Annotated in this window: 26 protein-coding genes; 13 read left to right on the top strand and 13 right to left on the bottom strand. The window is 57.3% G+C overall.

From position 1 onward, the window contains the following. Window positions 1–73 precede the first annotated feature (73 nt). Complete coding sequence (gene hemG / locus OHL23_RS02085) at window positions 74–1546, top strand: protoporphyrinogen oxidase (protein WP_263350115.1); 1473 nt, start codon at window positions 74–76, stop codon at window positions 1544–1546. Here the strand turns inward: hemG and OHL23_RS02080 are convergent. Next, a complete protein-coding gene (locus OHL23_RS02080; RefSeq protein ID WP_263350114.1) occupies window positions 1503–2738 on the bottom strand; it encodes a VIT1/CCC1 transporter family protein in 1236 nt (411 codons plus the stop codon). The two genes, hemG and OHL23_RS02080, sit on opposite strands and share 44 nt — an antisense overlap. 261 nt (window positions 2739–2999) lie before the next feature. Between OHL23_RS02080 and OHL23_RS02075 the strand changes: the two genes are divergently transcribed. The 6 genes from OHL23_RS02075 to clpB all read left to right on the top strand — a co-directional run bounded on the left by OHL23_RS02075 (window position 3000) and on the right by clpB (window position 10237). Next, window positions 3000–4334, top strand: a complete 1335-nt coding sequence (locus OHL23_RS02075; RefSeq protein WP_263350113.1) for a sugar MFS transporter — start codon at window positions 3000–3002, stop codon at window positions 4332–4334. 170 nt (window positions 4335–4504) lie between these two features. Next, window positions 4505–5722, top strand: a complete 1218-nt coding sequence (locus tag OHL23_RS02070) for a PP2C family protein-serine/threonine phosphatase (RefSeq protein ID WP_263350112.1) — start codon at window positions 4505–4507, stop codon at window positions 5720–5722. Beyond that, window positions 5719–6171 carry an ATP-binding protein gene (locus OHL23_RS02065; RefSeq protein WP_263350111.1) on the top strand — a complete coding sequence of 151 codons (453 nt, stop codon included), beginning with the start codon at window positions 5719–5721 and terminating at the stop codon, window positions 6169–6171. The genes OHL23_RS02070 and OHL23_RS02065 overlap by 4 nt, the downstream gene beginning before the upstream one ends. Window positions 6172–6280: 109 nt before the next feature. After that, on the top strand, window positions 6281–6640 hold the full coding sequence (locus OHL23_RS02060) for an STAS domain-containing protein (RefSeq protein WP_263350110.1): 360 nt from the start codon (window positions 6281–6283) through the stop codon (window positions 6638–6640). A gap of 363 nt (window positions 6641–7003) precedes the next feature. After that, a complete protein-coding gene (locus tag OHL23_RS02055) occupies window positions 7004–7444 on the top strand; it encodes an Hsp20/alpha crystallin family protein (RefSeq protein ID WP_263350109.1) in 441 nt (146 codons plus the stop codon). A gap of 174 nt (window positions 7445–7618) precedes the next feature. After that, window positions 7619–10237 (top strand): ATP-dependent chaperone ClpB, encoded by a 2619-nt coding sequence (clpB, locus tag OHL23_RS02050; RefSeq protein ID WP_263350108.1) that lies wholly within the window; start codon window positions 7619–7621, stop codon window positions 10235–10237. Between the two features lie 25 nt (window positions 10238–10262). Here the strand turns inward: clpB and OHL23_RS02045 are convergent, their stop codons facing one another. Both OHL23_RS02045 and OHL23_RS02040 read right to left on the bottom strand, forming a co-directional pair. Next, entirely contained in the window at window positions 10263–10796 is a 534-nt protein-coding gene (locus OHL23_RS02045) for an REP-associated tyrosine transposase (protein ID WP_263350107.1), read from the bottom strand. Between the two features lie 140 nt (window positions 10797–10936). Then, entirely contained in the window at window positions 10937–12145 is a 1209-nt protein-coding gene (locus tag OHL23_RS02040; protein ID WP_263350106.1) for a hypothetical protein, read from the bottom strand. A 294-nt stretch (window positions 12146–12439) separates the two neighbouring features. Between OHL23_RS02040 and OHL23_RS02035 the strand changes: the two genes are divergently transcribed. Next, window positions 12440–12661: a DUF433 domain-containing protein gene (locus OHL23_RS02035; protein WP_263350105.1), complete on the top strand. Its 222-nt coding sequence runs from the start codon at window positions 12440–12442 to the stop codon at window positions 12659–12661. A gap of 11 nt (window positions 12662–12672) precedes the next feature. Then, a complete protein-coding gene (locus OHL23_RS02030) occupies window positions 12673–12969 on the top strand; it encodes a hypothetical protein (protein WP_263350104.1) in 297 nt (98 codons plus the stop codon). A gap of 555 nt (window positions 12970–13524) precedes the next feature. Here the strand turns inward: OHL23_RS02030 and OHL23_RS02025 are convergent. The 6 genes from OHL23_RS02025 to OHL23_RS02000 all read right to left on the bottom strand — a co-directional run bounded on the left by OHL23_RS02025 (window position 13525) and on the right by OHL23_RS02000 (window position 17847). Further along, entirely contained in the window at window positions 13525–13959 is a 435-nt protein-coding gene (locus OHL23_RS02025) for a DUF1801 domain-containing protein (RefSeq protein WP_263350103.1), read from the bottom strand. 122 nt (window positions 13960–14081) lie between these two features. Continuing rightward, on the bottom strand, window positions 14082–14519 hold the full coding sequence (locus tag OHL23_RS02020; RefSeq protein WP_263350102.1) for a DoxX family protein: 438 nt from the start codon (window positions 14517–14519) through the stop codon (window positions 14082–14084). 13 nt (window positions 14520–14532) lie between these two features. Then, window positions 14533–14988: an SRPBCC family protein gene (locus tag OHL23_RS02015; RefSeq protein WP_263350101.1), complete on the bottom strand. Its 456-nt coding sequence runs from the start codon at window positions 14986–14988 to the stop codon at window positions 14533–14535. Continuing rightward, on the bottom strand, window positions 14988–15308 hold the full coding sequence (locus OHL23_RS02010) for an ArsR/SmtB family transcription factor (RefSeq protein WP_263350100.1): 321 nt from the start codon (window positions 15306–15308) through the stop codon (window positions 14988–14990). Before OHL23_RS02010 ends, OHL23_RS02015 begins: the two co-directional genes overlap by 1 nt. A 14-nt stretch (window positions 15309–15322) precedes the next feature. Then, window positions 15323–15712 (bottom strand): VOC family protein, encoded by a 390-nt coding sequence (locus tag OHL23_RS02005; protein ID WP_263350099.1) that lies wholly within the window; start codon window positions 15710–15712, stop codon window positions 15323–15325. Window positions 15713–15879: 167 nt separating this feature from the next. Next, window positions 15880–17847, bottom strand: coding sequence for a PAS domain-containing sensor histidine kinase (locus tag OHL23_RS02000; RefSeq protein ID WP_263350098.1), 1968 nt, complete (start codon window positions 17845–17847; stop codon window positions 15880–15882). A 220-nt stretch (window positions 17848–18067) separates the two neighbouring features. On the opposite strand from OHL23_RS02000, the gene OHL23_RS01995 reads away from it, so the two are divergent. The 3 genes from OHL23_RS01995 to OHL23_RS01985 all read left to right on the top strand — a co-directional run bounded on the left by OHL23_RS01995 (window position 18068) and on the right by OHL23_RS01985 (window position 19585). Next, window positions 18068–18418 (top strand): ATP-binding protein, encoded by a 351-nt coding sequence (locus OHL23_RS01995; protein ID WP_263350097.1) that lies wholly within the window; start codon window positions 18068–18070, stop codon window positions 18416–18418. Between the two features lie 179 nt (window positions 18419–18597). Next, window positions 18598–19059, top strand: a complete 462-nt coding sequence (locus OHL23_RS01990) for a cupin domain-containing protein (protein WP_263350096.1) — start codon at window positions 18598–18600, stop codon at window positions 19057–19059. Between the two features lie 52 nt (window positions 19060–19111). Further along, window positions 19112–19585, top strand: a complete 474-nt coding sequence (locus OHL23_RS01985; RefSeq protein ID WP_263350095.1) for a putative quinol monooxygenase — start codon at window positions 19112–19114, stop codon at window positions 19583–19585. 303 nt (window positions 19586–19888) lie between these two features. Here the strand turns inward: OHL23_RS01985 and OHL23_RS01980 are convergent, their stop codons facing one another. The 3 genes from OHL23_RS01980 to prfA all read right to left on the bottom strand — a co-directional run bounded on the left by OHL23_RS01980 (window position 19889) and on the right by prfA (window position 22947). After that, complete coding sequence (locus tag OHL23_RS01980; protein WP_263350094.1) at window positions 19889–20932, bottom strand: NAD(P)-dependent alcohol dehydrogenase; 1044 nt, start codon at window positions 20930–20932, stop codon at window positions 19889–19891. 80 nt (window positions 20933–21012) lie between these two features. Then, on the bottom strand, window positions 21013–21867 hold the full coding sequence (gene prmC, locus OHL23_RS01975) for a peptide chain release factor N(5)-glutamine methyltransferase (RefSeq protein ID WP_263350093.1): 855 nt from the start codon (window positions 21865–21867) through the stop codon (window positions 21013–21015). Between the two features lie 3 nt (window positions 21868–21870). After that, window positions 21871–22947 (bottom strand): peptide chain release factor 1, encoded by a 1077-nt coding sequence (prfA, locus tag OHL23_RS01970; protein WP_263350092.1) that lies wholly within the window; start codon window positions 22945–22947, stop codon window positions 21871–21873. 255 nt (window positions 22948–23202) lie between these two features. Between prfA and OHL23_RS01965 the strand changes: the two genes are divergently transcribed. Continuing rightward, entirely contained in the window at window positions 23203–24051 is an 849-nt protein-coding gene (locus OHL23_RS01965) for a hypothetical protein (RefSeq protein ID WP_263350091.1), read from the top strand. A 192-nt stretch (window positions 24052–24243) separates the two neighbouring features. Here OHL23_RS01965 and OHL23_RS01960 read toward each other — a convergent pair whose 3' ends face one another. Beyond that, the gene (locus tag OHL23_RS01960; RefSeq protein ID WP_263350090.1) at window positions 24244–24987 is read right to left on the bottom strand and encodes an Lcl C-terminal domain-containing protein; all 744 of its coding nucleotides are present in this window, start codon (window positions 24985–24987) and stop codon (window positions 24244–24246) included. Window positions 24988–25256 lie beyond the last annotated feature (269 nt).

Below are 25256 nucleotides of genomic sequence, written 5' to 3'. Positions count from 1 at the left end.
ATATAGATTAGTCCGCCCGCTCACGGGTCTGTATCCTTGTGTTCGCTTAGACTGAAGTGAGAGGTCGGAATCCATGCGCGTGGCGATTATCGGCGGCGGCATCGCGGGACTTGCGGCGGCGTACGAGCTGGAATTGGCCCGGCGCGCGGGCGTGGACGTCGAGTACGAGCTTTTTGAAGCGGGAGCGCGTCTCGGCGGCGTTATTTCTTCCACCGTGGTCGATGGAACAGTGATCGAGCATGGTCCCGATTCTTTTCTTACAGAAAAGCCCGCGGCGGCGCAGCTTTGCCGAGAGCTGGGACTGGAGTCGCAATTCGTCGCATCGGATGACGCGCAGCGCAAGACCTTCATTCTGGTTCGCAACCGGCTTGTGGCGCTGCCGGACGGACTCATGTTTCTGGTGCCGACGAAGCTGCTCGCTACCGCGCTGACGTCGCTGTTCAGTTTGCCGACGAAGATTCGGATGGGGCTGGAGCTGCTGCATTCGCCACGTCCCGGCAATCAATCAAACGGGGGCGATGAATCGGTCGCGGAACTGGTCCGGCGGCATTATGGACAGGAGGCTGTGGACCGGCTGGCAGATCCACTGCTCTCGGGCATCTATGGTGGCGACTCGACGCAGCTCAGCGCCCGGTCGGTGCTGCCGAGGCTGGTGGAGATGGAAGCCAAATTTGGTTCGCTCACCAGGGGAATGCTGGCCGCGATGAAAGCGCGGAAGGAAGCGGCAGCGAAGGCCGCCGAAACTGAGAATCCGGAGAGGGTGAGCGCGCCGCCTCCGCTGTTTACCACGCTTCGATTTGGATTGCAGCAGATGCTGGATGCATTGGTGGGACGCCTGGATCAAAGCCGCTTGCATGTGCTCACTCCCGTCGAAGCTGTCGAGCGGAGCGGAGATCGCTGGGTCGTGCAGAGTGCGAGCTCGGAGGAGCGCTTTGATGGTTTGATCGTTGCGACCCCGGCCTGGGCGGCTGCTGAGTTTCTGGCTCCGGTTGATCGTCAGTTAAGTGACGAACTGGGCCAGATTCCCTTTAGTTCCTCGATCACGATGAATCTGGTCTTTGACGGCGCGGATCTCGACCCACTGCCCGAAGGATTCGGATTTCTCGTTCCGGCGGTCGAGAAACGCGCGATGCTGGCCTGCACGTTTCTGCATCGCAAGTTTCCCGGTCGCACGGCTCCCGGCAAGTCGGTGCTGCGGGCATTTCTGGGAGGGGCGCACAACGCGGCTTTGCTGGCCGAGTCCGATGAGGCACTGGCCGAGTTGGTTCGCGAGGAGCTATTCGAGATTCTGCGCGTCTCCGCCATCCCTGAGCTGGTAGAGATCCAGCGTTGGCCGCGCGCCATGGCGCAGTATTCAGTTGGCCATCAGGAGCGGCAGCAGCGCATCCAAACTCGCCTGGCAGGCTTGCCAGGTCTGCGGCTGGTGGGCAACGCCTATGACGGCATCGGTATTTCGGATTGCATCCGGCTGGGGCGGCAGGCCGCACGGCAATTGACTTCGGCTACGCCCCAAGATGCCCGAGCCACAGCCCAATCGCATACGTAACCGCGCCCTCGACCGCGCCGACGGCCGTCATTTCAAAGCCACTCGACCACCAGGATCGAACGGTGATGAGCGATTTGGCCGCGCCCACAGCAAAGTGAGCAATGAGGGAGACAATCGCCGCGGTGACCACTGCAGCCGTTCCCGTCATGAAAAAGAACGGAAGGACCGGAATCATGGCTCCGACGGCGGTTGAGAGCGCTCCGGAAGTTGCGGAAATCCACGGCACCTTCAAGCCGTCTTCGCTGGTGTTCAGGCGCTCGGCGGCGAGAGCCTTGAGCATCAGGTCCGGATCGGCGGCGATGTGATCGACCACGTGCTCGGAGTCCTCCTCCGGCAATCCTTTCACCTGGTAGTAGAGCGAAAGGAGCTGGCGCGCCTCGCTGGGGTTCATGGCGATGGCTTCGCGTTCGCGCTCGACTTCCGCTTCGTAGATTTCGCGCTCGCTTTTCGCGGCCAGGTAGGCTCCCGAGCCCATGGAAAGCGCCGAGGCGATCATGCCTGCGAGGCCGGCCAACAGCACGTATTTCCCGTTGCCCGCAGTCGCGCCGGAGACGCCGGAGACGATCCCGAAGATGGCCCCAAGACCGTCATTGACGCCATAGATTGCGTCGCCGATCCACGAGCCCGCTTGCGCGTTGCCGTTGTTGCGCTTCGCGAGCATCTCCTCAAGCATTCCCTTGGCGTCGACGATCTGCTTGCCGCCTTGAATGACATGTCCGCGGCCACGCAGCAGCGAACCAAGTTCCCGGTAGTGGTCCTTTTCGTCTTCGATGACGTGTTGCAGAATCGCTACAGAGGGTTCGTCGCCTAGCTCCTTGAGCTGGGTTCCGTAGTTGGCGATATGGCGGCTCTCTTCGATTTCGAGGCGGCGCAGCGCCATCAGCGGACCTCCGGCCCGGCTGGCGAAGGAGTCGGCGTTGCCGTGGGGGCTGCCGGAGTAGATTGGCTGCGATCCGCCGAGCTCCATCAGCCGGGTTGCCCAGAGCACGGCGTGCTCCAGCTCGGCGCTGGCGAGATGACGCAAAACCTGTGCGCGGACGGCGTCCGTCTCGCGGTTGGCCAGGGCAAGATACGTGTGGTAACCCTCCATCTCAGCCTGCCAGTTTCCTTCCAGTGCGGCGAGCAGCTTGCGCATCCGTGCGTTCTTGAACGGAGCAAGCGCACCAATTGTGCTGTTTGGGTCGATCGCCACAAATTCCTCCAGCTAATACGAGGATAGCCGAATTAGCCGTAACTCCGTTAACACCAGCGGACTCTAAAACGTTTGAGCGCTTCCACGGTGCACGGTGTACCGTATAGTGTTGTGTGCAACTCGAGGACAGGCGCCTGTCGTGCGTGGTTTTGGAGTTGTGTCTGAGTCAACCTTGCAGATGGCCCGGCCAGATCATGATTCGGGCAGGTTTAGGCAAGGGTTGGGTAAATTTTTGTTTTCAGAAGCGGAGATCGACGCATCATGGCAACCAAATCCACAGTTACGGCTGGAGAATCCAGCACGCCCAGCTACACCGGTCCGTTTATTACAGTTACCGCGCTGTTTTTCATCTTCGGGTTCATTACCAACCTGAATATGGCGCTGGTGCCGCATCTGAGGCGGATCTTCGAATTGCCTTATGCGTGGGCGATGCTGGCGGAATCGGCGTTCTTTCTGGCCTACTTTGTCTTCTCGTCGCCTACCTCCAAGCTGATCGAGATGATCGGTTATAAGCGGACGATGGTGGTTTCTCTGTTCATCCAGGTGGTGGGATGCCTGATGTTCGTGCCTGCGGCCAAGATGGTCAGCTTTCCACTTTTCTTGACTGCGGTTTTTGTGGTTGGCGCTGGCGTAACCGCGTTACAGACCTCGGCGAACCCATATGTCGCTATTCTCGGTCCCGAGCAAAGCGCACCAATTCGGCTGACGCTGGCTCAGGCGCTCAATTCGCTAGGCGGCGCTATTGCTCCCATCGTTGCCGGCCACTACATCCTTACCGATCCGGCAAAGATGGCTACAGCTGCCGCCACTGCCAATACGGTGCGGGGGCCTTATATCGCAATTGCGGCTGGGTTGCTGATACTGGGCATTGCCGTGATCTTCATGAATCTGCCGGCTATCTCTGGGACCCAGGCCTTCCGGCCTGCAAAAGAGGGCGATCCTATCCTGAGCCGCAGCATCTGGGGCTACCGGCACACGGTGCTGGGCGCGGTCGGCATCTTCCTTTATGTTGGGGTCGAAGTCGGACTAGCTTCGATTGCGGTCAATTATTTCTTGCTTCAGGGGATTCACAGTGATGGTGTCGCCTCGTTTTTCGCGTCCCTTGGCGGCTTCGGATCGTTGATTACGCACTTGTTCGGCCCTTGGAATGACATTGTGATCGCGGCCCTGCTGGTTTCGCTTTACTGGTTCGGCGCTTTGGTCGGCCGCCTTCTCGGTTCGTGGCTGCTGACGATCTTCAAATCGGGCAAACTGCTCGGTGTCTTTGGTATTGCGGGCACTGCGATGGTTTTGCTTTCGATGATGAGTTCCGGGCAACTGGCGATCTGGAGCCTGGTGCTTTGCGGTTTTCTGAATTCCATCATGTTCCCGAATATCTTCGCCCTGGGTATTGCCGGGCTCGGACCAATGACCAGCAAAGGCTCGGGATTGATCATGACGGCGGTTGTCGGCGGAGCCGTTATTCCGGCGCTCATCGGCTGGGTGGCAGACAAGTCAAGTATCCAGCACGCGTTTGTGATCCCGGCATTTTGCTATCTCTACATTGCGTATTACGGTTTGATCGGCTCTAAACCTACGAGGACGATAACGGCGTAGCGCAAAAGGGACAGGGGGCGGAGATCAGGGATGTTGCCGTCGAGCCCTGATCTCTGCCCCCTGCGCCCTAATACTGCGCACTCATGCTACATTGGTTTTCCACGGAGGATTTCCCGCATGGCTACCGGCATTCCCCCGGCAATCACTGAGATCCCGAAAGGAGCGCCGCGATGGATGGTTCGCCGGTAATGACGCAGAACTCCATCACGCAGACGATGGACCTGCAGCAGCAGGTCGCGCGCCTGCAGGCGTTGCTGGAAGTCTCCCGCCAGGTGCATTCCACGACGCGCGAGGACGAAGTGCTGGAGACCGTTCTCCGCATCGTCGTCCGCGAACTGGAGATGGCCGGCGCGGCTTTTTCAGGCACCGATCTCTCCTACGGAGACCCGCCGAAAAAGACCGAAGCCGGTAAGGTGGACGGAATTCAGACCTACCCGCTCGACGATCGGGAAGGGAAACGCATGACCGACCTGATCGTGGCGCCGCCCGAAGGCCGCCCGATCACGATGTACGAAACGGATTTTCTCGAAGGCTTGGCGCTGCAGGCCGCTGTGGCGCTTGAAAATGCTCGCAATCATGAGCGCAACCTGCAATGGGCGCGCGTCCAGCAGGATCTCGATGCTGCCCGGGAAATTCAGCGCTCGCTCTTGCCGCAGCGCATGCCGTCGATTCCCGGTTTCTCGATTGCCGTGAAATCCCAAACCTGCTACGAAGTCGGCGGCGACTATGTCGACATCATTTCGTTGCCCGAGGGCGGCATGATCATGGCCGTTGCCGACGTCGCGGGCAAGGGCCTCGCTTCGGCGATCATGGCGACCAGCTTTCGCGCGGCCTTTCGCGCCATGGCGATCACCGGAGTTTCGCTCGATCTGCTCGCCACGCGCATGAACCAGCATCACTGGCAGGAGGGGGAAGAAGCGCGCAGGCGCTACGTTACAGCCATCTTCCTCCGGCTCGACCCCAGGCGAGGCGAGGTGGAGATCGTCAACGCCGGCCATAATCCCGGCTTTGTGATCACTCCCGATGGCGCTTCGCATCAAATAGAAGCGGCAGGCACTCCTCTGGGATTGCTGCCGGGCATGACCTATTCCAGCGAGCGGCTACTTTTTGCCAAGGGGAGCCGGCTGCTCTTCTATACGGATGGGTTGACGGAGGTTTTTCTGGGTGACGAGGAATTTGGGCAGGATCGGCTGCTTAAGGAGTTTTGCGATACACCAGTACAGCAGGCCGATGGTATTCTCGATGCATTGTGGAGGGCCATTCAGGGATTTTCCGGTGGCGGACCCCAGGAGGATGACATGACCGCGCTCGTGTTGTGCCATCTGCCCGAAGTTGCACCTTCCTTTGCCGATAATATGGATAGACTGAACGGCAAGGTGTCCGCATGACCGGTTTTCCAGCGCGTAGCGCAACGGTTGAAGTACGTCTCCCCTCTCGCCTTGGCTTTGAAAAAGTGGCCATGAGCACGGCTGCCTCGGTCGCCAAACTGATGGGCTTCCGAGAAGACCGTATCGACGATCTCAAGACCGCTGTCGCCGAAGCGTGCATCAACGCAATTGAACACGGCAACCGTCTCAACGAAAAGCTCTCGGTCGGCGTCACTCTCTCAGCGGGCACAGACGCTCTTGAAGTCAAGGTCATGGATGACGGCAAGGGCATGAAGACCCACCCCACCAAGCCGGATATTGACCGCAAGATGCACGGCGAAGAAGACCCTCGCGGCATGGGGATGTTCCTCATCCAGGCGCTGGTCGACGAGGCCGAGTGGGTCGTAGGAGCTAACGGCAAAGGCAGTTATGTTCGGCTCGTGATCCGCCTGGACAAGGAAGAAGCCTGACGCCAGGGCATAGACTGATTGAGACTGGACCGCCAGTCCTGGTTTCTAGTCCTGCTTTCTAGTCCAGGTTCATGGATGAGCTAACCTGATTTACGGAGACAGAATTCAAGTGCAGACCGATACGAAGTCAAAAATCGACCAGACCACCACACCGTCCGGCCAACCGGTCACTGTCCTTCGTTTTGAAGGCGACATTTCTTCGTCATCCAAGGAGGCGGTGATCGGCTCGTACCAGAGTCTCTCAAAGGCGACGGTCAAGACCGTCCTTCTAGACTTCACCAAGGTTGAGTACATCAACTCCAGCGGCATCGCGCTGGTGATTCAGTTGCTGATGGAAGCGGCTAACTCCGGCCAGAAAGTGCTGGCCTTCGGGCTTTCAGCGCACTTCACGAAGGTCTTTACCATGGTCGGAATTACCAAGTACGCCGGGCTCTTCCCGGACCAGGCCGCCGCGCTGGCGACCGTGTAGTCTCTCCCTGGCTGTCTGGTCCATCCTTCCAGACGGGTTCCCCGGGTCTGATCGACGAGACCCGGGTTTCGAGCCCGCAGATCCTCTCCTATTCTGCTTATCGCTGCCTTGCCTGCCGGGTTTTACTCAACGGCAAAAGGGCGATTTGCTGCGATTAATCGCAGCAAATGAGTCTGCCTGAATTCCTAAAGCGTTAGGAATCAGTATTTTTGAAAAGGATTAAAAATATGAGCGCAAAACGCGCATATTTATTGCATCGAACATGCTATAGTTTCATCAGATTATGTGAGCAGCTTGGACTCACCGTCCAGTGCCGCGTCAATTTTGAAGCTTGCACCCATTAGGGTTAAGGAGAATCGCATCATGGCAATTAGTCGTTGGTATCCCATTCGTGAAGTCGCAACCCTGCAGGATCGTGTCAATTCGCTCTTCCAGGATTTTGGCGGCGATAACGGAACAGTGACCGCTGCCAGCTTTGCCCCCGCGGTCGATGTATACGAGAACGGCGAAAAGGTCGTCCTCAAGCTGGACATCCCGGGCATCAAGGAAGAGGATCTGGACATCCGCGTCGAAAATCAGACGCTTTCTGTGCGCGGCGAGCGCAAGTTCGAGTCCGAAGAGAAGGAAGAGAACTTCCATCGCATCGAGCGCCGCTATGGCAGTTTCTTCCGTTCCTTCAGCCTGCCCATCACGGTCGATACCGAGAATGTGCAGGCAAACTACAACGCTGGCGTGCTCAAGCTGGAGCTGAAAAAGAAAGCTTCGGCGCAGCCTAGGCAGATCGAGATCGGTACAGCGGCGTAATAGCAGCCGTTAGCCACCAGCCCAGGGCAGGCGGTCGAATCAGGAATGTAGTTGAGCATGCCGGGAGAGGAGGAAATCTCCGCTCCCGGCCTTGTGTTTACCGGCCCAAAACAAGAGCAAAATAGAGAAATCAAAGCGCTGCAAGCCGCGAGCTGGCAGCCAGGAGATATAAGTATGGCCATTCGCTGGGACAAACTTACCGTGAAATCGCAGGAGGCGATGCAGCAGGCAATCGCGCAGGCCTCGGAGCTGGGCAATCCCGAGCTGCAGCCCGTTCATCTGCTTCTGACCCTGATCGCGGACCGCGAAGGCGTGATTTTGCCTGTGCTCGAAAAAATCGGTGTCCCAGCCGAGCGGCTGGAGGCGGAGCTGCACGCCATCGAGGAAAAACTCCCCCGCGTATCCGGAGCGCAAGGTCAGCCCGGCCTGTCCAATCGGCTCAACAAGGCCGTCGAACAGGCCTTCAAGGAAGCTGCGAATTTCAAGGACGAGTACGTCTCTACGGAACACCTGCTCCTCGGCCTGACCCGGGAGAAGGGCGACCCGGCAGTCGACGCGCTGCTTGCCGAAGGAGCGACGCATGACGCAATTTTGAAAGCGCTCACGGCGGTGCGTGGGTCGCAGCGCGTGACCGACCAGAATCCTGAAGGCAAATTCCAGGCGCTCGAAAAATATGCCAAAGATCTCACCGAACTCGCCCGCCGCGGCAAGCTCGACCCCGTCATCGGCCGCGACGAGGAGATTCGCCGCGTCATCCAGGTCCTCAGCCGCCGCACCAAGAACAACCCCGTGCTCATCGGCGAGCCCGGCGTCGGCAAGACCGCCATCGTCGAGGGCCTGGCGCGCCGCATCGTCTCCGGCGACGTACCTGATCTGCTGCGCGACAAGCGGGTGATCTCGCTGGACCTCGGCTCCATGCTCGCCGGGGCCAAGTACCGTGGCGAATTCGAAGACCGCCTCAAAGCCGTCCTCCGCGAAATCGACGAGTCCGGCGGGCAGATCATTCTCTTTATCGACGAGCTGCATACCCTCGTCGGCGCTGGAGCGGCTGAAGGCGCGATCGACGCCAGCAACATGCTGAAGCCCGCGCTGGCTCGCGGCGAACTGCGGGCTATCGGTGCTACCACCCTCAACGAATACCGCAAGTACATCGAAAAGGACGCGGCACTCGAACGCCGCTTCCAGATCGTCTACGTCGGCGAGCCCAACGTCGAAGACACCATCGCCATCCTACGCGGCCTGCGCGAGCGGTATGAGGCGCACCACAACGTGCGCATCAAGGATTCGGCCATCGTATCTGCGGCGACGCTTTCGCATCGTTACATCTCTGACCGTTTCCTGCCTGACAAGGCCATCGACCTCGTCGATGAAGCGGCGGCTTCGCTGGCCATTCAGATTGGTTCTGTTCCGACGGAGGTGGACCAGCTTGAGCGCGAAGCTACGTCTCTCGAAATCGAGCGCGCCGCCCTCAAGCGCGAAACCGACCCCAACAGCATCCAGCGCCTGGCCGTCATTGAGCGCGACCTCTCCACCCTCAAGGAGCAGATCAACAGCCTCCGCGCCCGCTGGCAGCAGGAGCGCGGCGCCATCACCCGCATCAGCGAGCTCAAAAAGCAAATGGAAGCCCTGCGCTTCGAGGCCGAGGAGCAGACCCGCAAAGGCCAGCTCGAACGCGCCGCGCAAATCCAGTACGGCGAACTCCCGCGCCTCGAAGCCGAGCTGAAAAAGCTCAGCCAGCAAGACGCCGTCAGCCACAACCGGCTGCTCAAGGAAGAAGTCGACGAAGAGGACATCGCCAAAATCGTCAGCAAATGGACTGGCATTCCCGTCTCCAAGATGCTCGAAGGCGAAGTGAAAAAGCTTGTCACCATGGAAGACCGTCTGCGCGAGCGCGTCGTCGGGCAGGATGCCGCGCTGACCGTCGTCGCCAACGCCATTCGCCGCTCCCGCGCCGGCCTCAGCGATCCCAACCGGCCCATCGGCAGCTTCATCTTCCTCGGCCCCACCGGTGTCGGCAAAACCGAAACGGCCCGCGCCCTCGCCGAGTTCCTCTTCGATGACGAACACAACATGATCCGCATCGACATGAGCGAATACATGGAAAAACACGCGGTGGCGCGGCTGATCGGCGCACCTCCGGGATACGTCGGCTACGACGAAGGCGGCCAGCTCACGGAAGCCGTGCGGAGACGGCCTTATTCTGTGATCCTCTTTGACGAAATCGAAAAGGCGCATCCCGACGTCTTCAACGTCCTCCTGCAGGTCATGGACGACGGCCGCCTCACCGACTCCAAGGGCCGCACCGTCGACTTCAAGAACACCGTGCTCATCATGACCTCAAACCTCGGCGCAAACCTGCTCCACGCCGACCTGCTCAAGACCGAGCATGACTTTGAAAAGGCGCAGGAGCAGGTCATGCGCGCAGTGCGAGAGCACTTCCGTCCCGAGTTCCTCAACCGCGTCGATGACATGGTTATCTATCGCCCGCTCGGAGCAGCGCAGATGCACAAGATCCTCGACATGCGCCTCAACGACGTGCGCAAGCTCCTCGAAGGCCGCGCCATCTCGCTCGAACTCACCGAACCGGCCAGCCAGTTGATCCTCGTAACCGGCTCAGACGCAGCCTACGGAGCCCGCCCGCTCAAGCGAGCCCTGCAGCGCATGGTGCAGGACCCGCTGGCAATCAAGATCCTCAACGGCGAAATCGAACACGGCGCACACGTCCGCATCGACGTAGACCGCAACAGCAACCAGCTCCGCTTCGAACCCATGGGCCGCGAAGCAATGGCATGACACCACAACTCCAAATGAATAACCATCAGGGTGCCCCAGGTCTCGCTTCTGAGACCTGGGATTCGGCCAAGCCTGATTCCCTTTGGGTCGTCGTCCACCACGACTCAATTTCAACGATGCCCGGCTGGCCTGTCAGATAGTGCGTGTAACTGGACCAAAGCCAGTCTTCCGGCTTCTTTACCAACTCGCGTCTTACGGGATTGCGGTGCATGTATTTAAGCTTCTCAACATGCTTGGGCTGAGTGAATACATTGAAATCATAGTAACGAGCCTGCCAGAATGGCCGTTCGTGGCGCTGGACCGAGACAGAAAGCTTGAGTGCCTGAATTGCCTTGGCCAGAATGGCCCGCTTCGGTTCACTGACTAGCAAATGCACATGCTCGGGCATGACGACATAGCCGAAGACACAAAACTCGTAGCGGATACGCATTGCTTCCAGAGAGTGTTCAAAGAGATGACGAGCCGCGGGAGAATCCAGATTGGGTCGCCTTCTGTAGCAACTGAAGGTAACAAAGTGGAAGTCTCCAGTGCGTTGATAGCGGACCAGTTTTTGAGCCATGGGGTTCTGCTTGAGATTTTACGGGAAGGATTGGGAGCCTTCGGATTGACATTTGTGGCGTCCGCCGAATCCCAGGTCTCAAAGGCGAGACCTGGGGCACCCTCGTAGTCATTCACTCAGACATAGGCCGACCGCCTGCCTTACGTGCGATCAACATTCAGGATCGTCGCTGTCAAGACACTGTATGATAGCGTTTTGAAACCTGGTAGGCCGGTGCCAAGCACTCGATTAAACAAAACCGTCAAAAGCACCGGCTCTTCGTTCTGCCAGTTACGTAGCAACGGCGACACTTGCCAACCTTCACTGACTGCCCTGTCCACATAACTGATTAGATTCCCAGGGATCGTGTTCAAAGCGTGGCGTCTTACAAAATCGCGATGTTGAGACAACGCAGCTGCGTTCTTCACCACATTCGTAATCTCTCTCCGGACCTGTGGGATAGAGAAGTGGTCTAGAGCATGCCAGATTGCCTGTTCAGTTTTGGGTCCGACACGAACATCCGGAAGTTGATAATTGTCCACTTCCTGTGAAAGATGGTTGAGCGCATCATCATAGGCAAGCATCCTCCACATCTCGGCTACTGACCCTCCATATTCGAGGTCGGCATCGCGCGCATCGATTACCTTCCCCAAGAGCGTCAATACCTCTGGAAAAGACCGACCCCCCAAGTCTGAGGCGAACCTCCAGTTCACTAGATGCGGGAAATAACCCCATTTGCTGTCCTGGCCAATTTCGACTGCCTGTGGTGGCGTCCCCTCGTCGAAACCCAGAACCCCTGCGTTGGAAAGACGCCCCAAAAGCTTGCTGGAAAGAGAGCTACTTTCGCAAAGGTTCAAGCTATCACTTCGTTGAAAAGTCCCAACCTCACAAGCCTCATCGGAGGCGAGCATGATGCTAAAAGCAATTGCCGCATTAGCGTAGCTGATGCCGTCGTAGTCAAACGTCTTGTTTCTTTGGCAGTTCTCAGCGATGTGTGCATGCTCTGCAGCGAAACGCTGTCTCTCTTCTTCCTCACGCCTCCTTAAGCGAGCCTGATTACGAGCCGCGAGGCACGCGTTGCAAAGGTAGTCCCCATAAGACTTGCTAGTGACGGTCGAGCGAGATGAAAGCTCTTGAGGAAAGTCACAATCCATGCAACGACGCATGAGACTAACGGCCGTAGCTGCCAATTTTACAAATTTTGGAACATCTTTTTTGGGGACGCCATGTAGGCCAGAGAGATCTTCAACTGAAGCATGCCACTTCCAGCGTCCCGCGACATCGTCGCCGCTCCAGTAATCTAATGCCAACTGCCAGTACTCAGAATAAGAGATATCGAAACAGAGAAATGGGCTATCTAGACAATTCATGGGCTCTGCTCCTATTTTAGCGGAAAGTCCCCTTCTATTTGGTGTAGGAAATCTGCGTACTAGATGTGGGAAAATTTTAGTCGCAATCTATTCCCACCTGGGCGGCCCAGGTCTCCAAGAAGTAAAGTGAACCAACTGGGTGCCCCATGTCTGGATTTTCAGACATGGGACTTCGCGCCTGGACCCATCGAGCTTCACGTAACCCAACGACTGACAGAGGTGACGGGGAGCAGGTGTACTCCGGTTGACCCGCTGCAAGCGGCTGACTACGATAGAGAAAGCCGTGGAGGAATCATGACCGTCGACTGGTCGGAGTGCGAGCTTGTAGAGTGCATAGCCGGGAAGATGGGCGGACGGCCTGTCGTCAAGGGAACGCGCATCGAGCCTGACGTCATCGTTCAGGAGGAAGAACTCGGGCGCACTCCTGAGGAAACGCATGCGGACTTTCCTACGCTTCCTGTCGATGCCATCCTGCGGATTCGCACCTTTGCCCACGAGCATCAGATAGCGGCGTGAAGGCGGTTCTGTTGGACGAAAATCTGCCACACTCTCTTCGGCGCCATATACCGAATTCTGTGACCGCTGCCTATGCGGGCTTTGCCGGGCTGCAGAACGGGAAGCTGCTCGAGGCGGCTGAAATCGCCGGGTTCGAGGTTCTGGTCACAGGAGATAAGACCCTGCATCACGAACAGAACCTGACGGGCCGCAAGATTGCACTGGTTTCACTTTCGGCTGTGAACTGGCCTCTGATTGAGCCTCATGTCGCGGAGATCGCGACATCCGTTGATTGCGCAGTTCCTGGATCGTTTACGCGGATCGATTGAGGCACCTTCAAGCGAAGTTCGAAGACTGTTCGCGGCTGACGGCGGGTAGCCCAAGTCTCGAAGAAGAAAAATGAGCCAACTGGGTGCCCCATGTCTGGATTTTCAGACATGGGACTTCACGCCTCGACCCATCGAGCTTCGGCTAACCCAACGGCTGAAGATCAACGTCGCCCTCAGGGTCGATGGAGACCAATCCTATCGGATCGCATTCGTACTCCCAGGCAATTCCGGAATCTGTTGCAAGCTTGCAGGGAATTAAACCCTGCAGGCGCATAATAGAGAACAACGGAAGCACCGCGATCAAGCCGAAAGCCCCCGCAGGCACGTTCCATGGAGCGCAAAAAACATGCATAAAACAGCCAAAAACCGCCATTTAACGCACCTGTTTTTCTCTATAAGTAGCTCATAATCAGCAAGATATAAGGAAAAACAGGGTACCCCCTACCCCCCATGTAATTATCTCAAAGGCGAATTGATGAATCTGGGTGCCCCAGGTCTCGATTCTGAGACCTGGGATGGATCCTGTCGGAGCCAGAAACGACCGTATCCGTGTCGTTACTTCGCGTTGCGCCCGGTCCTCGGCTTGTTATTGCCCTTGAGACCCTTGAGATTCTGATCGGCGAGATTGAGCTCCACCGCAGCGCGGATAAGAGCCTTCAACGCCGCCTCATCCACCTTGTCGCCTTCGTGAATGTCGATAGCGCGCCTGACATTCCCCTCCAGGCTGGAGTTGAACAGACCCGCAGGGTCTTTGGATGCGGCTGCCAACTCTGCTCCTTTGGCAAACGTCATCTTGACGACGTTCTTGTACGCCTCACCCGTGCAGACGATGCCGGCGTGGGACCAGACCGGAGTGCCCATAAACTTCCACTCTTCGACAATCTCAGGGTCTGCCTTGTGTACGATTCCGCGTACTTTCGCGAGCATCTTCCCGCGCCAGTCCCCAAGTCCCTTGATCCTCTCGTCGATCAATACAGAAGCAGATTCCATCGGGACGTTCCTTTCATAGATGGACAGTCATAGACAGCTCCAACTCTCGCACCTAATTTAGCTGCGCGCAGCCCAGACCGCAACTCCCGCGAGGGAAGCCTCACGAGCGCATGATCCAGCGTTTAGACCGCTCTGACGGCTGTCGCAGGCCTGATGGTTGTCGCGGCAGGGAGCGCGACAATTTTACGGCTTGGAGGCCGCAGCGCCCACGACGCCACCGTAAACCCGGTCAGGATAAGAGGCGCGATCACGTGAAAGCCGTAAGCGCCATAGCCGCCCACCGCAGCGCAGGAGGCGGCAGCGCCTGTCAGGTCAAAGAAGATGCCCGCATAGGCCCATTCCTTGAGCAGCGGAAAACGCGGCGCAAGGATGGCTATCGCTCCAAGCGCCTTCCAGAATCCCAGGATGGCGAAGAAGTACATTGGATAGCCAAGCAGGGGCACGACGCCATGGGGGTTGGCGTAATACTGCCAAATTTGCCCGAGGCCCCCGACTCCGATAAAAAACGCAACGAGACCGGTCATTGTCCAATAAACAATCGCCTTTGCCTTCGTGTTCATACCAACCCTCCTGTCAGGATTCAAGCAGGCGTTCCAGGTTGCCGAAGAACTTCTGCCATCCGTAATTTGCACCATGATAAGCCGCCTTCTGATCGGGACCGAAGCCGGACTGCTCCATGCGAAGATGCGTGCCGCCCTCTGTCGCAGTCAACGTCCAGAGCACTGTCCATTGCAGCCCGGATTCGCTTCCGCCAGTACCCCAGTTATAGGACAGCCGCTGGAATGGATCGACGACCAGCACCTCGCAGTCGACAACGCCATTCCAGTTCGGCACGGGCGCGGACCGGAATTGAAACTTCCGCCCGACCACCGGCTCGAAGTCGTTGCCCATCATCCATTGCGCGAGGAGCGGGCTTTCGGTGAGCGCTCGCCATAGCTTCTCCGGCGGGTGTGGGAAGACCCTCTCAACGACCAGGGTACGAGTGTTCTCTGCGGGGCTGCCTGCCGGATTGCTAACTGGGTTGCTCACTATTTCATCCTTTCCAAAAGCGCCTCAAGCTGGTCAAACCGGTCACGCCAGAAGGCGCCGTATAGTTCGAGCCAGTCCACCATCGGCCGCAGCGCATCGGGTTGCGCACGATAGTGGGTTTCGCGTCCCTCGCGGCGATGCCGTACCAGCTTCGCACGCTTCAGCACTGTGAGGTGCTTGGAGACCGCAGGCTGAGAGACGCATGCATAGCGAGTCAACGCGTGGACAGTCTGCTCGCCCTGCCGGGTCAGCTCTTCGAAGATGGCCCTGCGCGTTGGGTCCGCGAGGGCCTTGAACACATTGTCGGCTGCGGCATGCATGCAGAGCCTCCCTGTTACCAGTCCAGGTGTGTGATCTGAATGAGATTTCCGCACGTATCCTCAAGCACCGCGATGGTCGATCCGGTGGTCTTAGTCGGCTCCTTGGTGAACTTCACGCCGTGTTGCTTCAGCCTGTCGTGCTCTTTTTGCACATCGCCGACAAAGAAATTCGCCGCCGGTATCCCCTGCTTAAAGATCTCCTGCTGATAAGTCTTCGCGGCCGGGTTGCTGTTGAGCTCCAGAACCAGTTGCACGCCTTCCGGTTCTTCGGGAGAGACCACGGTGAGCCATTTGTACGTGCCAGCGGAGAATTCGTGTTTCTTTTGGAAGCCCAGAGCTTCGGTGTAGAACTTCAGGGCTTTGTCTTGATCGTCGACGAATACGCTCGTGAGTTTGATTTGCATGGCTTGTCCTTTCTGCTCTGTAGTGGTGAGGGTTTTGTGCGGCTCGTGACGCATTGCGCTGCCGGCGAGCACGAGCCAACTTCACACGAAAACCATAACCATTTGGTTATGGTTTGTCAAGAGAGATATCACGCGATTTCAAATTTCGACCGCGCGGCTAATAAAGGCTATTTGCCGGACTGATCATATGCCGTGGAGATCGGCAGAAACACGCGAACGGTTGTGCCGTGATCTTCGGCGCCATTTCTGCTTTCAATGCCGATGCGCCCCCCGTGGCCCTCGACGAATTGCTTGGCGACGAACAATCCAATGCCCGTGCCTATGGTGCTGCGGGTCGTAAAGAAAGCCTCGAATACCCTTGGCAGATTTTCGGCTGCGATCCCTATGCCATTGTCCTCGATGGTCAGAAGAATTCCATTTGCCGCATCTTCGACGGAGATAGAGAGAACGCCGCCTGAGGGCATCGCATAGATCGAGTTCGCAATGAGGTTCGAGATCACCTGCATGATCTCTCCTCGGCGCAGTACAACACGTCTCGACGAATCGAGTGACTTTCTGATTTCAATATCAGCCGCCGTACATCGTGGCTCGTAGATCGTGATCGCGTGCTGAACGATTTCGGCGAGTGAGACACGACTCGCCGACGCATGTTCCCGGTAATAACCCAGTGTCTGCTTGGCGATGTGCGAAACGCGGCCGAGTTCATCTTCAGCGGAGCCGAGGTAATTGATCCCGACCGGATCGGTAATCATGGGACGAAGAAGGTAGAGCAGGTTCACCACGGCTTCGAGAGGGTTGTTGATTTCATGCGCGATGGTCGCCGCCATGCGGCCAGTGGCCGCAATTTTTTCGGCTTGCAACAAGGATTGCTCGATCCGTCTGCGCCCAGAGATATCGCGGAGAATCTTCGACGCTCCAATCACCTTTCCCTGCTCGTCTTTCACTGGAGAGACAGTGAGAGAGACATCGAGTGAGCGGCCATCTTTTGTGAGGCGTATGGTCTCGAAGTGCTCGATCCGTCGCCCAGCCCGAATGCTTTCGATGATGATCTTCTCATCGGAATGGAGGTGCTCAGGGATGAGCCTGAGAATCGACGAGCCGACTATCTCTTCTGCCGAATAGCCGAAGAGGCGCGTGGCAGCCTCATTCCAGCTTGTAATGATGCCGTTGAGGTCTTTGCTTATAATCACGTCTTCGGAAGATTCGACAATCGCGGCGAGTTCGCCAAGGTGCTTCGAATTTTCGCGCAGCCTCTCCTCATCCCGTTTGAACTGCGTGATATCCCGGACTGTGCCGAGGATTTGTTCTACCGGACCTTCCGTCTGAAGCTGCCCTTTTACCTCGATCCAACGGAGAGTCTTGTCCGGCAGGCAGATTATGCCCTCAAAGTCGAATGCCTCACCCTTTTGCAGAGTTGATTCCATGGCCCGCTGAAAGGCTTCCCGATACTCCGGATGCAACACTTCGTTTAGAAACATGGCCCCGTTGACCGGACCATCTTCGCGCTTTCGTCCGAAGATCTCGTACATGAGGTCGTTTTCCCAACTCGTGCGGTCCTCAACGGTGTTCCACACAAAGACTCCGAGCTTCGCTACCTCGGTTGCCAGTTTTAGCTTTGCCTCGCTTTCGCGTAGCCGCCTGGCTCCTGTCACGATTGCGGTGGTGTTGCGGAAGGCATCGTAAACACCAGCGATCACGCCACCCTCGTAGACTGGTATGAGGGAGTAACTCCAGTAGTGGTCCTCCAGGACGCCATTGAAGAGGATCGGGATGAACATGTTGTCCCGAACCGCCGTTTCACCCCGGTACAAACAGGCTTCGAGATCGCCACTTACCAAATCCCATGCTTCGTGGAAGACGTTACGGTACAGGCCCCCGAGCGCGGACGGATGCTTCACCGTCAAAGTGGAAATCGCAGCGTCGTTGTACAGAAACACCATCTCCGGCCCCCACGACAGGATCGTCGGAAAAGGGGAATGCAACATGAGATTCACGGTTGCGAGGAGCGTTTCGGACCACTCTTCAAGCGGCCCAAGGGGTGTTTCGGCCCAATTGTGTGCGCGAATGCGATAGGCCATCTCGCTGTCCCCTGTAATCAGAGTCTTCGCGCGTGCGGTGAGGCCTGGACTGTTCATGGATGGAATGACTTGACCCCGCGTATTCTTACCTTTATGGACGTCGGGTTACTCGAAGCGTGTCGCTGGCTTTGGCCGTAACCCAGGACATACGACCCTTCTGCGGGGAGTCCAGTGATTTTACCACGCCAAGGCGCTTCCGCGTCCCTGGACCCACGAGTATGCCGTTTCGATTCGTGCGGATCTCGCCGCCAATCTTCCTAAAATCACAGGGGACCGGGTGCAACTGCAGCAGGTACTGATGAACCTGATGCTCAACGGTATCGAGGCGATGAAGGACACGGGCGGCGTGCTGATGATGAAGTCGCAATTGGATGAGGATGGCCAGATCGAGATCTCTGTAAAAGATCCAGGCCCCGGTCTGCCCCCAGGCAACGCCGACCAGATATTCGATGCGTTCTTCACGACGAAACCACAAGGCGGCGGCATGGGCCTGGCAATCAGCAAATCGATTGTCGAATCGCACGGCGGACGAATCTGGGCCAACGGCAACGGCGGGCGCGGCGCGACGTTCCACTTCACATTGCCGGTCGCTCTCGTGGAAACAGATCCACCTATGAATGCTGCGTGATTCGGCATTCAGCAGAGAGTGGTGCGCGTGCCCTCAACACATCAGCAGCTTCAGTCGCCTGGCCCATTCGCCAATCCAGAATCTTAAGTAAGTATCGCGAATCAAATTTCATAGATGTTGCGAGATGGATGGGAAAGAAAATCCTCGCGTCAGCAAAGACCATAGAGGAGATAACCAGGATGAATTGGAAGTACATTGCAGTAGCATTAGCCGCCATGCTTGGCGGAGCATCGCTCACAGCCGTGCTCGCTCAAAACGGGGCGCAAAACGTTTTAAGTGGGCATCGCGACATACTGCTGCAGACAACCCAATCGTGGAACGGCAAGCCATACACGCACTATCCCACCGGCCAGCCGCAGCTCACAACCATCAAGCTGACCATCGCTCCCCATACCGTGTTGCCGTGGCATTATCATCAAATCCCCAATGCCCTCTATGTGCTCTCTGGTACTCTGACGCTGCACGACAAGGCCAGCGGCAAAACTTTGGTCGTTCATCAGGGACAGGCTGTCGCTGAGTCGGTAGACGATATTCATCGCGGCGAATCAGGGAATGAGCCAACCGTGCTGCTCATCACCTATGCCGGAACCCCGGGCGTTCCAACCACAACCCCGGCCAAGGGCGAAAAGGCAGAGTACTAGACTGGAATCGAAAGCAAACGCGCAAGAAACGCCGCGGAGGATGTTGCATCCTATGAATAAATCAGGTGAATCAGAGAATCAGCATCCTTCGCGCAGTCCGTTGTCGGAAGCCGAAGGAAGCGTCACACGGCGCAGTCTCTTTGCGCGCATGTTTACGCTGGCCACGGCCCTCCCCATAGCGGGCATATTCGCGCCGCGAGCCATAGCCGCCAAAATCGATTCGCCAGCCGGACATGGCTTTTACAAGATCGTAAGCTACCAGGTGACCGCCGAGCATTGGCAGGAGTTCCTCAATGCCTGCAAGATAAACGGCGCAGCATCCATCAAAGAGCCCGGCATAACCAGGTTTGAAGTGCTCCTCTCAAACGACACCCCAAACACCGCCATCGCCGTTGAAGTCTACAAAGACGAGGATGCCAGCAAGGCCCATCAGCAGACCGCGCATTTTCACGCATTCGTGCAGACAGGGCAGCGCCTCGGCGTAAAGCGGACCGTAGTTGCCGCCACCCGTTACTACCCAGCCTGAGCCTTGCGTGGAATTACGCAACCAGAGCGCACAATAAAGAACAGCGGATGCAGCGCAATCCAGCCGAAAGCATTGGCAAGCACCATCCATCCCGTGCAAAAAACATGCATAAAACGGCAGAAAAACGCCATTTTATGCCCCTGTTTCTGTATGTAAGTAGTGCATAATCAGTAGAATATGAGGAAAAATAGGGTACCCCCTACCCCCCCCTCATATTTTATTGCGCACCGAAAACAAAAATGCGGAGCTGGAAAAACGCAAGCCGCGTTTTCCCACACTCCACACTTCACACTTAGAACGCTGTTACAGCGTCGCCATGTCGATCACGAAGCGGTACTTCACATCCTGCTTCAGCATCCGCTCAAAGGCTTCGTTGATCTTCTGCATAGGGACGATCTCGACATCCGAAGTGATGTTGTGTTCGCCGCAGTAGTCAAGCATCTCCTGCGTCTGAGGCATTCCGCCGATGAGCGAACCTGAAAGCGCAGCCCGCTTGAAGACCAGGTTGCCGATGTTAATCACCGGAGGCACATCGGGCAGACCAACCAGCGCCATCGCCGCGTCGCGCTTGAGCAACGCGGTGTAAGCGTTGATGTCGTGCGGAGCGGAAACTGCATCGAGGATGAAGTCGAAAGAGTTCTCGTGCTTCTTCATCTGGGCATCGTCCTTCGAGAGCACGACTTCGTCCGCGCCCAGCCGAAGAGCATCAGCGCGCTTGGCTTCCGAAGTGGTGAACTGAACCACGTGAGCGCCGAAGGAGTGTGCAAACTTGAGCGCCATGTGGCCAAGTCCGCCGAGTCCAACAATACCGACCTTCTTGCCGGGTTCAACCTTCCAGTGGCGCAGCGGCGAATACGTCGTGATGCCAGCGCACAGCAGCGGTGCGACGCCGGCCAGATTCAGGTTCTCAGGCACGGTATGCGCAAAGCGCTCGTCCACGACGTAGTTGCTGGAGTAGCCGCCCTGCGTAAGGCGTCCCTCGACGCGATCCGGCTGCGCGTAGGTGAGCACCATGCCGTCTTCGCAGTACTGTTCTTCTCCGGCGTTGCAGCTTGGGCACTTGCGGCAGGAATCGATGATGACTCCGATTGCTGCGATCTGGCCGACCTTGAATTTGGTCACGGCGCTGCCAACAAAGGTCACCTTGCCGACGATCTCGTGGCCCGGAACCATCGGATAAAGGGAGTTCCCCCACTCGTTGCGCGCCATGTGCAGGTCGGAGTGGCAGACTCCGCAGTACAGAATGTCGATGGCGATGTCGGTTGGGAGCGGGTCACGGCGTTCGAAGGAGAATGGAGCAAGAGGCGTGGTTTTATCCTGTGCGGCGTAGCCTTTTGAAACGGTCATTCAGTAATTTCCTTTATGACAAAGATGTCTATTGGAAGATGCTCCGGCAAGGAGCGTCGATGCAGACGATAATCGATTATTTATAATTTTCGACCGACAGAGACACGCGGAATTCCCTGATAATCCGGCACAAAATGCACGCTGGCATAGTGGTTCTCATTCATAAGCTTCTGAATCTGCTCCTGTTGTCCAAAACCTATTTCCATGACCAGCCATCCGCCGGCGAGAAGCAGACCGCGCGCCTCCGGGATCAAACGCCGGTAGATATTCAGACCGTCTTGGCCGGCAAACAATGCCGAGTGTGGCTCAAATTCGCGCACCTCGACGGAGAGCGAGTCGCTGTCGCGCAATGGAACGTAGGGTGGATTGGAGGCGATGATCGAGAAACTTCGTCCCTTTAGCGGAGCGAGCAGGTCTCCTTCGAGGAATGAGATTCGGTCTGCGACGTGATTTTGTGCGGCGTTGGCGCGAGCCACTGCTAGAGCGTCTGGCGAGATGTCGGTCGCGGAAATGTGAGCTTCTGGCAAGGAATGCGCCAATGCGACGGCGATGGCGCCGGAACCGGTGCCGATGTCGGCGATATGGATCGCGGGCGAGGCAAATTGAGTGGCCAGACGGAGCACTTCTTCGACGAGATGCTCCGTTTCAGGGCGCGGAATCAGCACGCCTGGCGCGACGGCAAACGGCAACCCGAAGAACTCCGCCGCGCCAGTGATGTATTGGATCGGCTCGCCGGAACTGCGGCGCGCGATCAGTCCGCGCAGGGCCGCTTGTGTTTCGACGGAAGCTGCTGTATCCCAATTCGCCAGCAGCCATGCGCGATTCTGGCCCAGCAGATGAAGCAGCAGCGTCTCCGCATCCCGCCGCGCCCGCTCCGGATGCGGCCCGTTGCGGAGCGGGGCTTCGGCTTCGGCGGCCAGGGCGCGCAGGGTCATTGCTCAAGCGGCCTGCGCTGAGTCTGCCTTCAGCTTCTGCGCCTGGTCGTCGGCGATGAGCGCGTCGACGATGGATTGCAGACGGCCCTGCATGATCAGGTCAAGCTGGTGCAGTGTGAGGCCGATGCGATGGTCAGTAAGGCGGTTCTGCGGAAAGTTGTAGGTGCGAATCTTCTCGCTTCGGTCGCCTGTGCCAACCTGCTGCTTGCGCTCCTTGGCGAGGGCATCGTGCTGCTTCTGCATCTCCACTTCATAGAGACGGGAACGCAGGACGCGCATGGCCTTTTCGCGATTCTTGATCTGGGATTTCTCGTCCTGGCAGCTTACGACGGTGTTGGTCGGAATATGCGTGATGCGGATGGCCGAGTACGTAGTGTTTACGGACTGTCCGCCGGGACCGGAGGAGCAGAAGGTGTCAATGCGCAGGTCTTTTTGCTCGACTTTGACGTCGACTTCTTCGGCCTCGGGCAGCACGGCGACAGTGATCGCGGAGGTATGCACACGGCCTTGCGTTTCGGTTGCCGGTACGCGCTGGACGCGATGCACGCCGCTCTCGAACTTCATCTGCGAATAGACGCGCTCGCCTTCGATGAGCGCGATGACTTCTTTGAGGCCGCCGACGGAGGACTCGGATTCGGAAAGAATTTCGACCTTCCAGCGATGCTGCTCGGCGAAGCGCAGGTACATCTTGAAGACCTCGGCCACGAAAAGCGAAGCCTCGTCGCCGCCGGTTCCGGCGCGGATTTCGAGGATGACGTTCTTTTCGTCGTTGGGGTCTTTGGGAAGCAGCATGATCTTCAGCTCGGCCTCAATCGTTTCGAGTCGCGGGGCGAGCTCGGTCAACTCTTCCTGGGCCATGGCGGCGAGATCGGCGTCGTTTTCGGCGAGCATGGCTTTGGCGTCTTCCACGCCCTTGGTTACCTGCTTGTATTCGCGGAATTTTTCGACGGTGGCTTCCAGGTCGCGGTGGGCCTTGGATGCTTTGTGCATCGCTTCGCGGTCGTTCTGGACTTCGGGCAGGGCCATCTGCTCGCCTAAGTCCACGTAACGGTCTTCCATCTGTTGCAAACGGTCAAACATTGGTCACTCTCAGATTCCAGCCCGCTGCCCGCCAAGGGACGCAGTCTGCTTGTTGATTGGATGATGAGATCGGGAAACGGGCGCAGGACAGGTATCGGCGGCGGGAGCCGCTAGAGAAGCGCCGGGATGGGCTGGTGGAGAGCCATCGATTTCCAGTTTAGCGCGAAAGTGGGGCTGGCACTACGTTTCGGACAAACCGTGGCGTCGTAATTTGAAGTCCACGGGGTTATCCGGCGCGGGTACAATTCCTGCATTATGCTGAAACGTTTGGCGATACTTGCAATTGCCGCAGTGTGCACCGTTGGCGTGGCCGGTCAGGTAGATAGAGATGCCAGCCATGATAAGCAGGATGCCAAGACGAAAAAGCCATCGACGGTCGTGTTTCAGAATAATTACTACGAAACCCCGAACCAGCCTCAAAAGGCTCCGAGCCCGCCAAAGTGGTATGCATTCCTTGAAAGGCCTGATTGGTGGATCGTCATTATTGGTGCGATTACTGCGGGTGTAATTTGCTGTCAATCGATCGAGACCCGGCGTGCCGCCAATGCGGCAATGACCGCTGCTGAAGCGGCCCTTAAACAAGCTGACGCGCAAATGACTTCTGAGCGCGCGTGGCTGGTCATTCGATCTTCGATGGAGGGGTTTTCTCCAAATGAGGGAGACCCGTTGAGTTATTGGTGGATCGTTGAAAATAAGGGCAGCACTTCAGCCCGGATAATTGAAACGCAGTGTATCTATGAGGTTGTAACTAAAGGCGATCCGAGCGAACTCTCGCGTACTCCGACCTATCCTGAACCCATTGTTCTGAACGGATTTCTTCTACCGCCCGGTGCATCCGCGGATTACTCTACTTTCCTCAGGTCCGCGAGCGATGGTCATATCATCGCAAAAGGGGAACTGGACGCAGATGTACTCAAGTCCATCATGATTGGACACTCTCATTTACGTGCCTATGGGTATGTCGCGTACCTGGATGCCTTTGGGAAGAGGCATGAATCCAGATACTGTGAGCATTATGTCTGGCCAACGAGCACCCGTCCGTCTCGCGCTGCCGGATTCCGTCCTTTGCTTAGTATTCCGCCCGACTATACAAAGCACACATAACGTAATTGCCAAACCGCCGGAATTTGAAGGTTCGTCGCCGGCTGAGTGAATTTAGTTCGGGCTTTCAGCCCTTGGCAAGGTGAATGTGCTGCAACCTAAAGCTTTGTCCCAAGTTGCATTAATTTAAGAATTGGTTTCGGTTTGCCGGTGATACATCCGGAACCCGCGAAGCGAAAGGAACAAAGAACCGCATCATTCTCCGGAACGACGCACACACAGCGCACGCATACTGTAGCTGAAACCAAGAGGGAAGGCGTCCCCAGGCTTCTCATTGGCGAAATTGAAATGCCATGGCCCCCCCGAAGCATCTCCTTGAGAACTGCTCCAGTGCCATCCGCTGAGCTTGAGATTGCCCTTAACGTGCACGCCAACGACAGAACCCTCATCAAACACTGCTTGTACACTGGCGCTAGGATCAGCTATCCCTTGCAACTCATCTTTGGTGGGCAGACGCCAGTCGTTGTAGCCCGCAAGCTGTAATTTGGTGCAATACTCGCTGGCCTGGTTCCAGTTCACATCCGAGCCGTTGTCCTTTTTGGCCCACATCAGCCCGGTGTCGGGGTCGGTCCAGGTGGGATGCAGCGCGGCTTCGGCCTCGGCTTCTTTTCTGATTGTCTCTTCTTGCTGCCTCTTCAGTTCCTTATAGTGTTCATCCCTGAGTTGGATCTCGACTATCTTCTGGCCCTGATCGACCTCCGCTTTGATGCGAATTTTGGTCACACCATCGGCGGTAGCGGCCTGGATGAGATGTTCGCCCGGTGAGACTGGAACGACCTTGGAGTTGACGGTCTTGAGCGGGTCCATGGGTCGCCCATCGAGCTTCCAGTTGCAGTCCATGTCGGTTTTTACAAGCAACTTTACACCGGCTTGTGCCCCTGCAAGCGTCGAGAGGCAAAGGCTAAGGGAAAGAAGCGGCATCTTACAGATGTTTTTCATGAAAAGCTCACTTTCCTGAAAAATCCGGCCTTTGCCGGGCGGCCCGAAAAGCGAGACCAGAAAGCCAAAGAATCGAACTACCAAGGCATCATTCCGCAGAACTACAAACACAGGGCATGTGCGTGGGAATTTATCCAATGGACGCTCAAGCCTTCCTTTCCGCTCGAAGGAATGCAACGAAATCGCGGCTCTCGCTCTCAAGGGAGGCCATCGAGCTTTGGGAAAACCCAGGTGGTTGAGACGCCTCTAAACCCGAGGCTGGGGTGGCG

The sequence above is a fragment of the Acidicapsa acidisoli genome, from assembly GCF_025685625.1.
Classification (GTDB): Bacteria; Acidobacteriota; Terriglobia; order Terriglobales; family Acidobacteriaceae; genus Acidicapsa; species Acidicapsa acidisoli.
Note: the sequence above shows the minus strand (reverse complement) of the source record. Positions and strands in the feature narration are given on the sequence as shown.

Excerpts from the sequence above, each read along its gene's own strand:
- OHL23_RS02035 (WP_263350105.1), top strand. The coding sequence starts at position 12,440 with ATGACCGTCGACTGGTCGGAGTGCGAGCTTGTAGAGTGCATAGCCGGG.
- OHL23_RS01990 (WP_263350096.1), top strand. The coding sequence starts at position 18,598 with ATGAATTGGAAGTACATTGCAGTAGCATTAGCCGCCATGCTTGGCGGA.
- OHL23_RS02075 (WP_263350113.1), top strand. The coding sequence starts at position 3,000 with ATGGCAACCAAATCCACAGTTACGGCTGGAGAATCCAGCACGCCCAGC.
- prfA (WP_263350092.1), bottom strand. The coding sequence starts at position 22,947 with ATGTTTGACCGTTTGCAACAGATGGAAGACCGTTACGTGGACTTAGGC.
- OHL23_RS02005 (WP_263350099.1), bottom strand. The coding sequence starts at position 15,712 with ATGCAAATCAAACTCACGAGCGTATTCGTCGACGATCAAGACAAAGCC.
- OHL23_RS02065 (WP_263350111.1), top strand. The coding sequence starts at position 5,719 with ATGACCGGTTTTCCAGCGCGTAGCGCAACGGTTGAAGTACGTCTCCCC.
- OHL23_RS02025 (WP_263350103.1), bottom strand. The coding sequence starts at position 13,959 with ATGGAATCTGCTTCTGTATTGATCGACGAGAGGATCAAGGGACTTGGG.
- prmC (WP_263350093.1), bottom strand. The coding sequence starts at position 21,867 with ATGACCCTGCGCGCCCTGGCCGCCGAAGCCGAAGCCCCGCTCCGCAAC.
- OHL23_RS01980 (WP_263350094.1), bottom strand. The coding sequence starts at position 20,932 with ATGACCGTTTCAAAAGGCTACGCCGCACAGGATAAAACCACGCCTCTT.
- OHL23_RS01965 (WP_263350091.1), top strand. The coding sequence starts at position 23,203 with ATGCTGAAACGTTTGGCGATACTTGCAATTGCCGCAGTGTGCACCGTT.
- clpB (WP_263350108.1), top strand. The coding sequence starts at position 7,619 with ATGGCCATTCGCTGGGACAAACTTACCGTGAAATCGCAGGAGGCGATG.
- OHL23_RS01985 (WP_263350095.1), top strand. The coding sequence starts at position 19,112 with ATGAATAAATCAGGTGAATCAGAGAATCAGCATCCTTCGCGCAGTCCG.
- OHL23_RS02070 (WP_263350112.1), top strand. The coding sequence starts at position 4,505 with ATGGATGGTTCGCCGGTAATGACGCAGAACTCCATCACGCAGACGATG.
- hemG (WP_263350115.1), top strand. The coding sequence starts at position 74 with ATGCGCGTGGCGATTATCGGCGGCGGCATCGCGGGACTTGCGGCGGCG.
- OHL23_RS02000 (WP_263350098.1), bottom strand. The coding sequence starts at position 17,847 with ATGAACAGTCCAGGCCTCACCGCACGCGCGAAGACTCTGATTACAGGG.
- OHL23_RS01960 (WP_263350090.1), bottom strand. The coding sequence starts at position 24,987 with ATGAAAAACATCTGTAAGATGCCGCTTCTTTCCCTTAGCCTTTGCCTC.
- OHL23_RS02045 (WP_263350107.1), bottom strand. The coding sequence starts at position 10,796 with ATGGCTCAAAAACTGGTCCGCTATCAACGCACTGGAGACTTCCACTTT.
- OHL23_RS02040 (WP_263350106.1), bottom strand. The coding sequence starts at position 12,145 with ATGAATTGTCTAGATAGCCCATTTCTCTGTTTCGATATCTCTTATTCT.
- OHL23_RS02055 (WP_263350109.1), top strand. The coding sequence starts at position 7,004 with ATGGCAATTAGTCGTTGGTATCCCATTCGTGAAGTCGCAACCCTGCAG.
- OHL23_RS02020 (WP_263350102.1), bottom strand. The coding sequence starts at position 14,519 with ATGAACACGAAGGCAAAGGCGATTGTTTATTGGACAATGACCGGTCTC.
- OHL23_RS02010 (WP_263350100.1), bottom strand. The coding sequence starts at position 15,308 with ATGCATGCCGCAGCCGACAATGTGTTCAAGGCCCTCGCGGACCCAACG.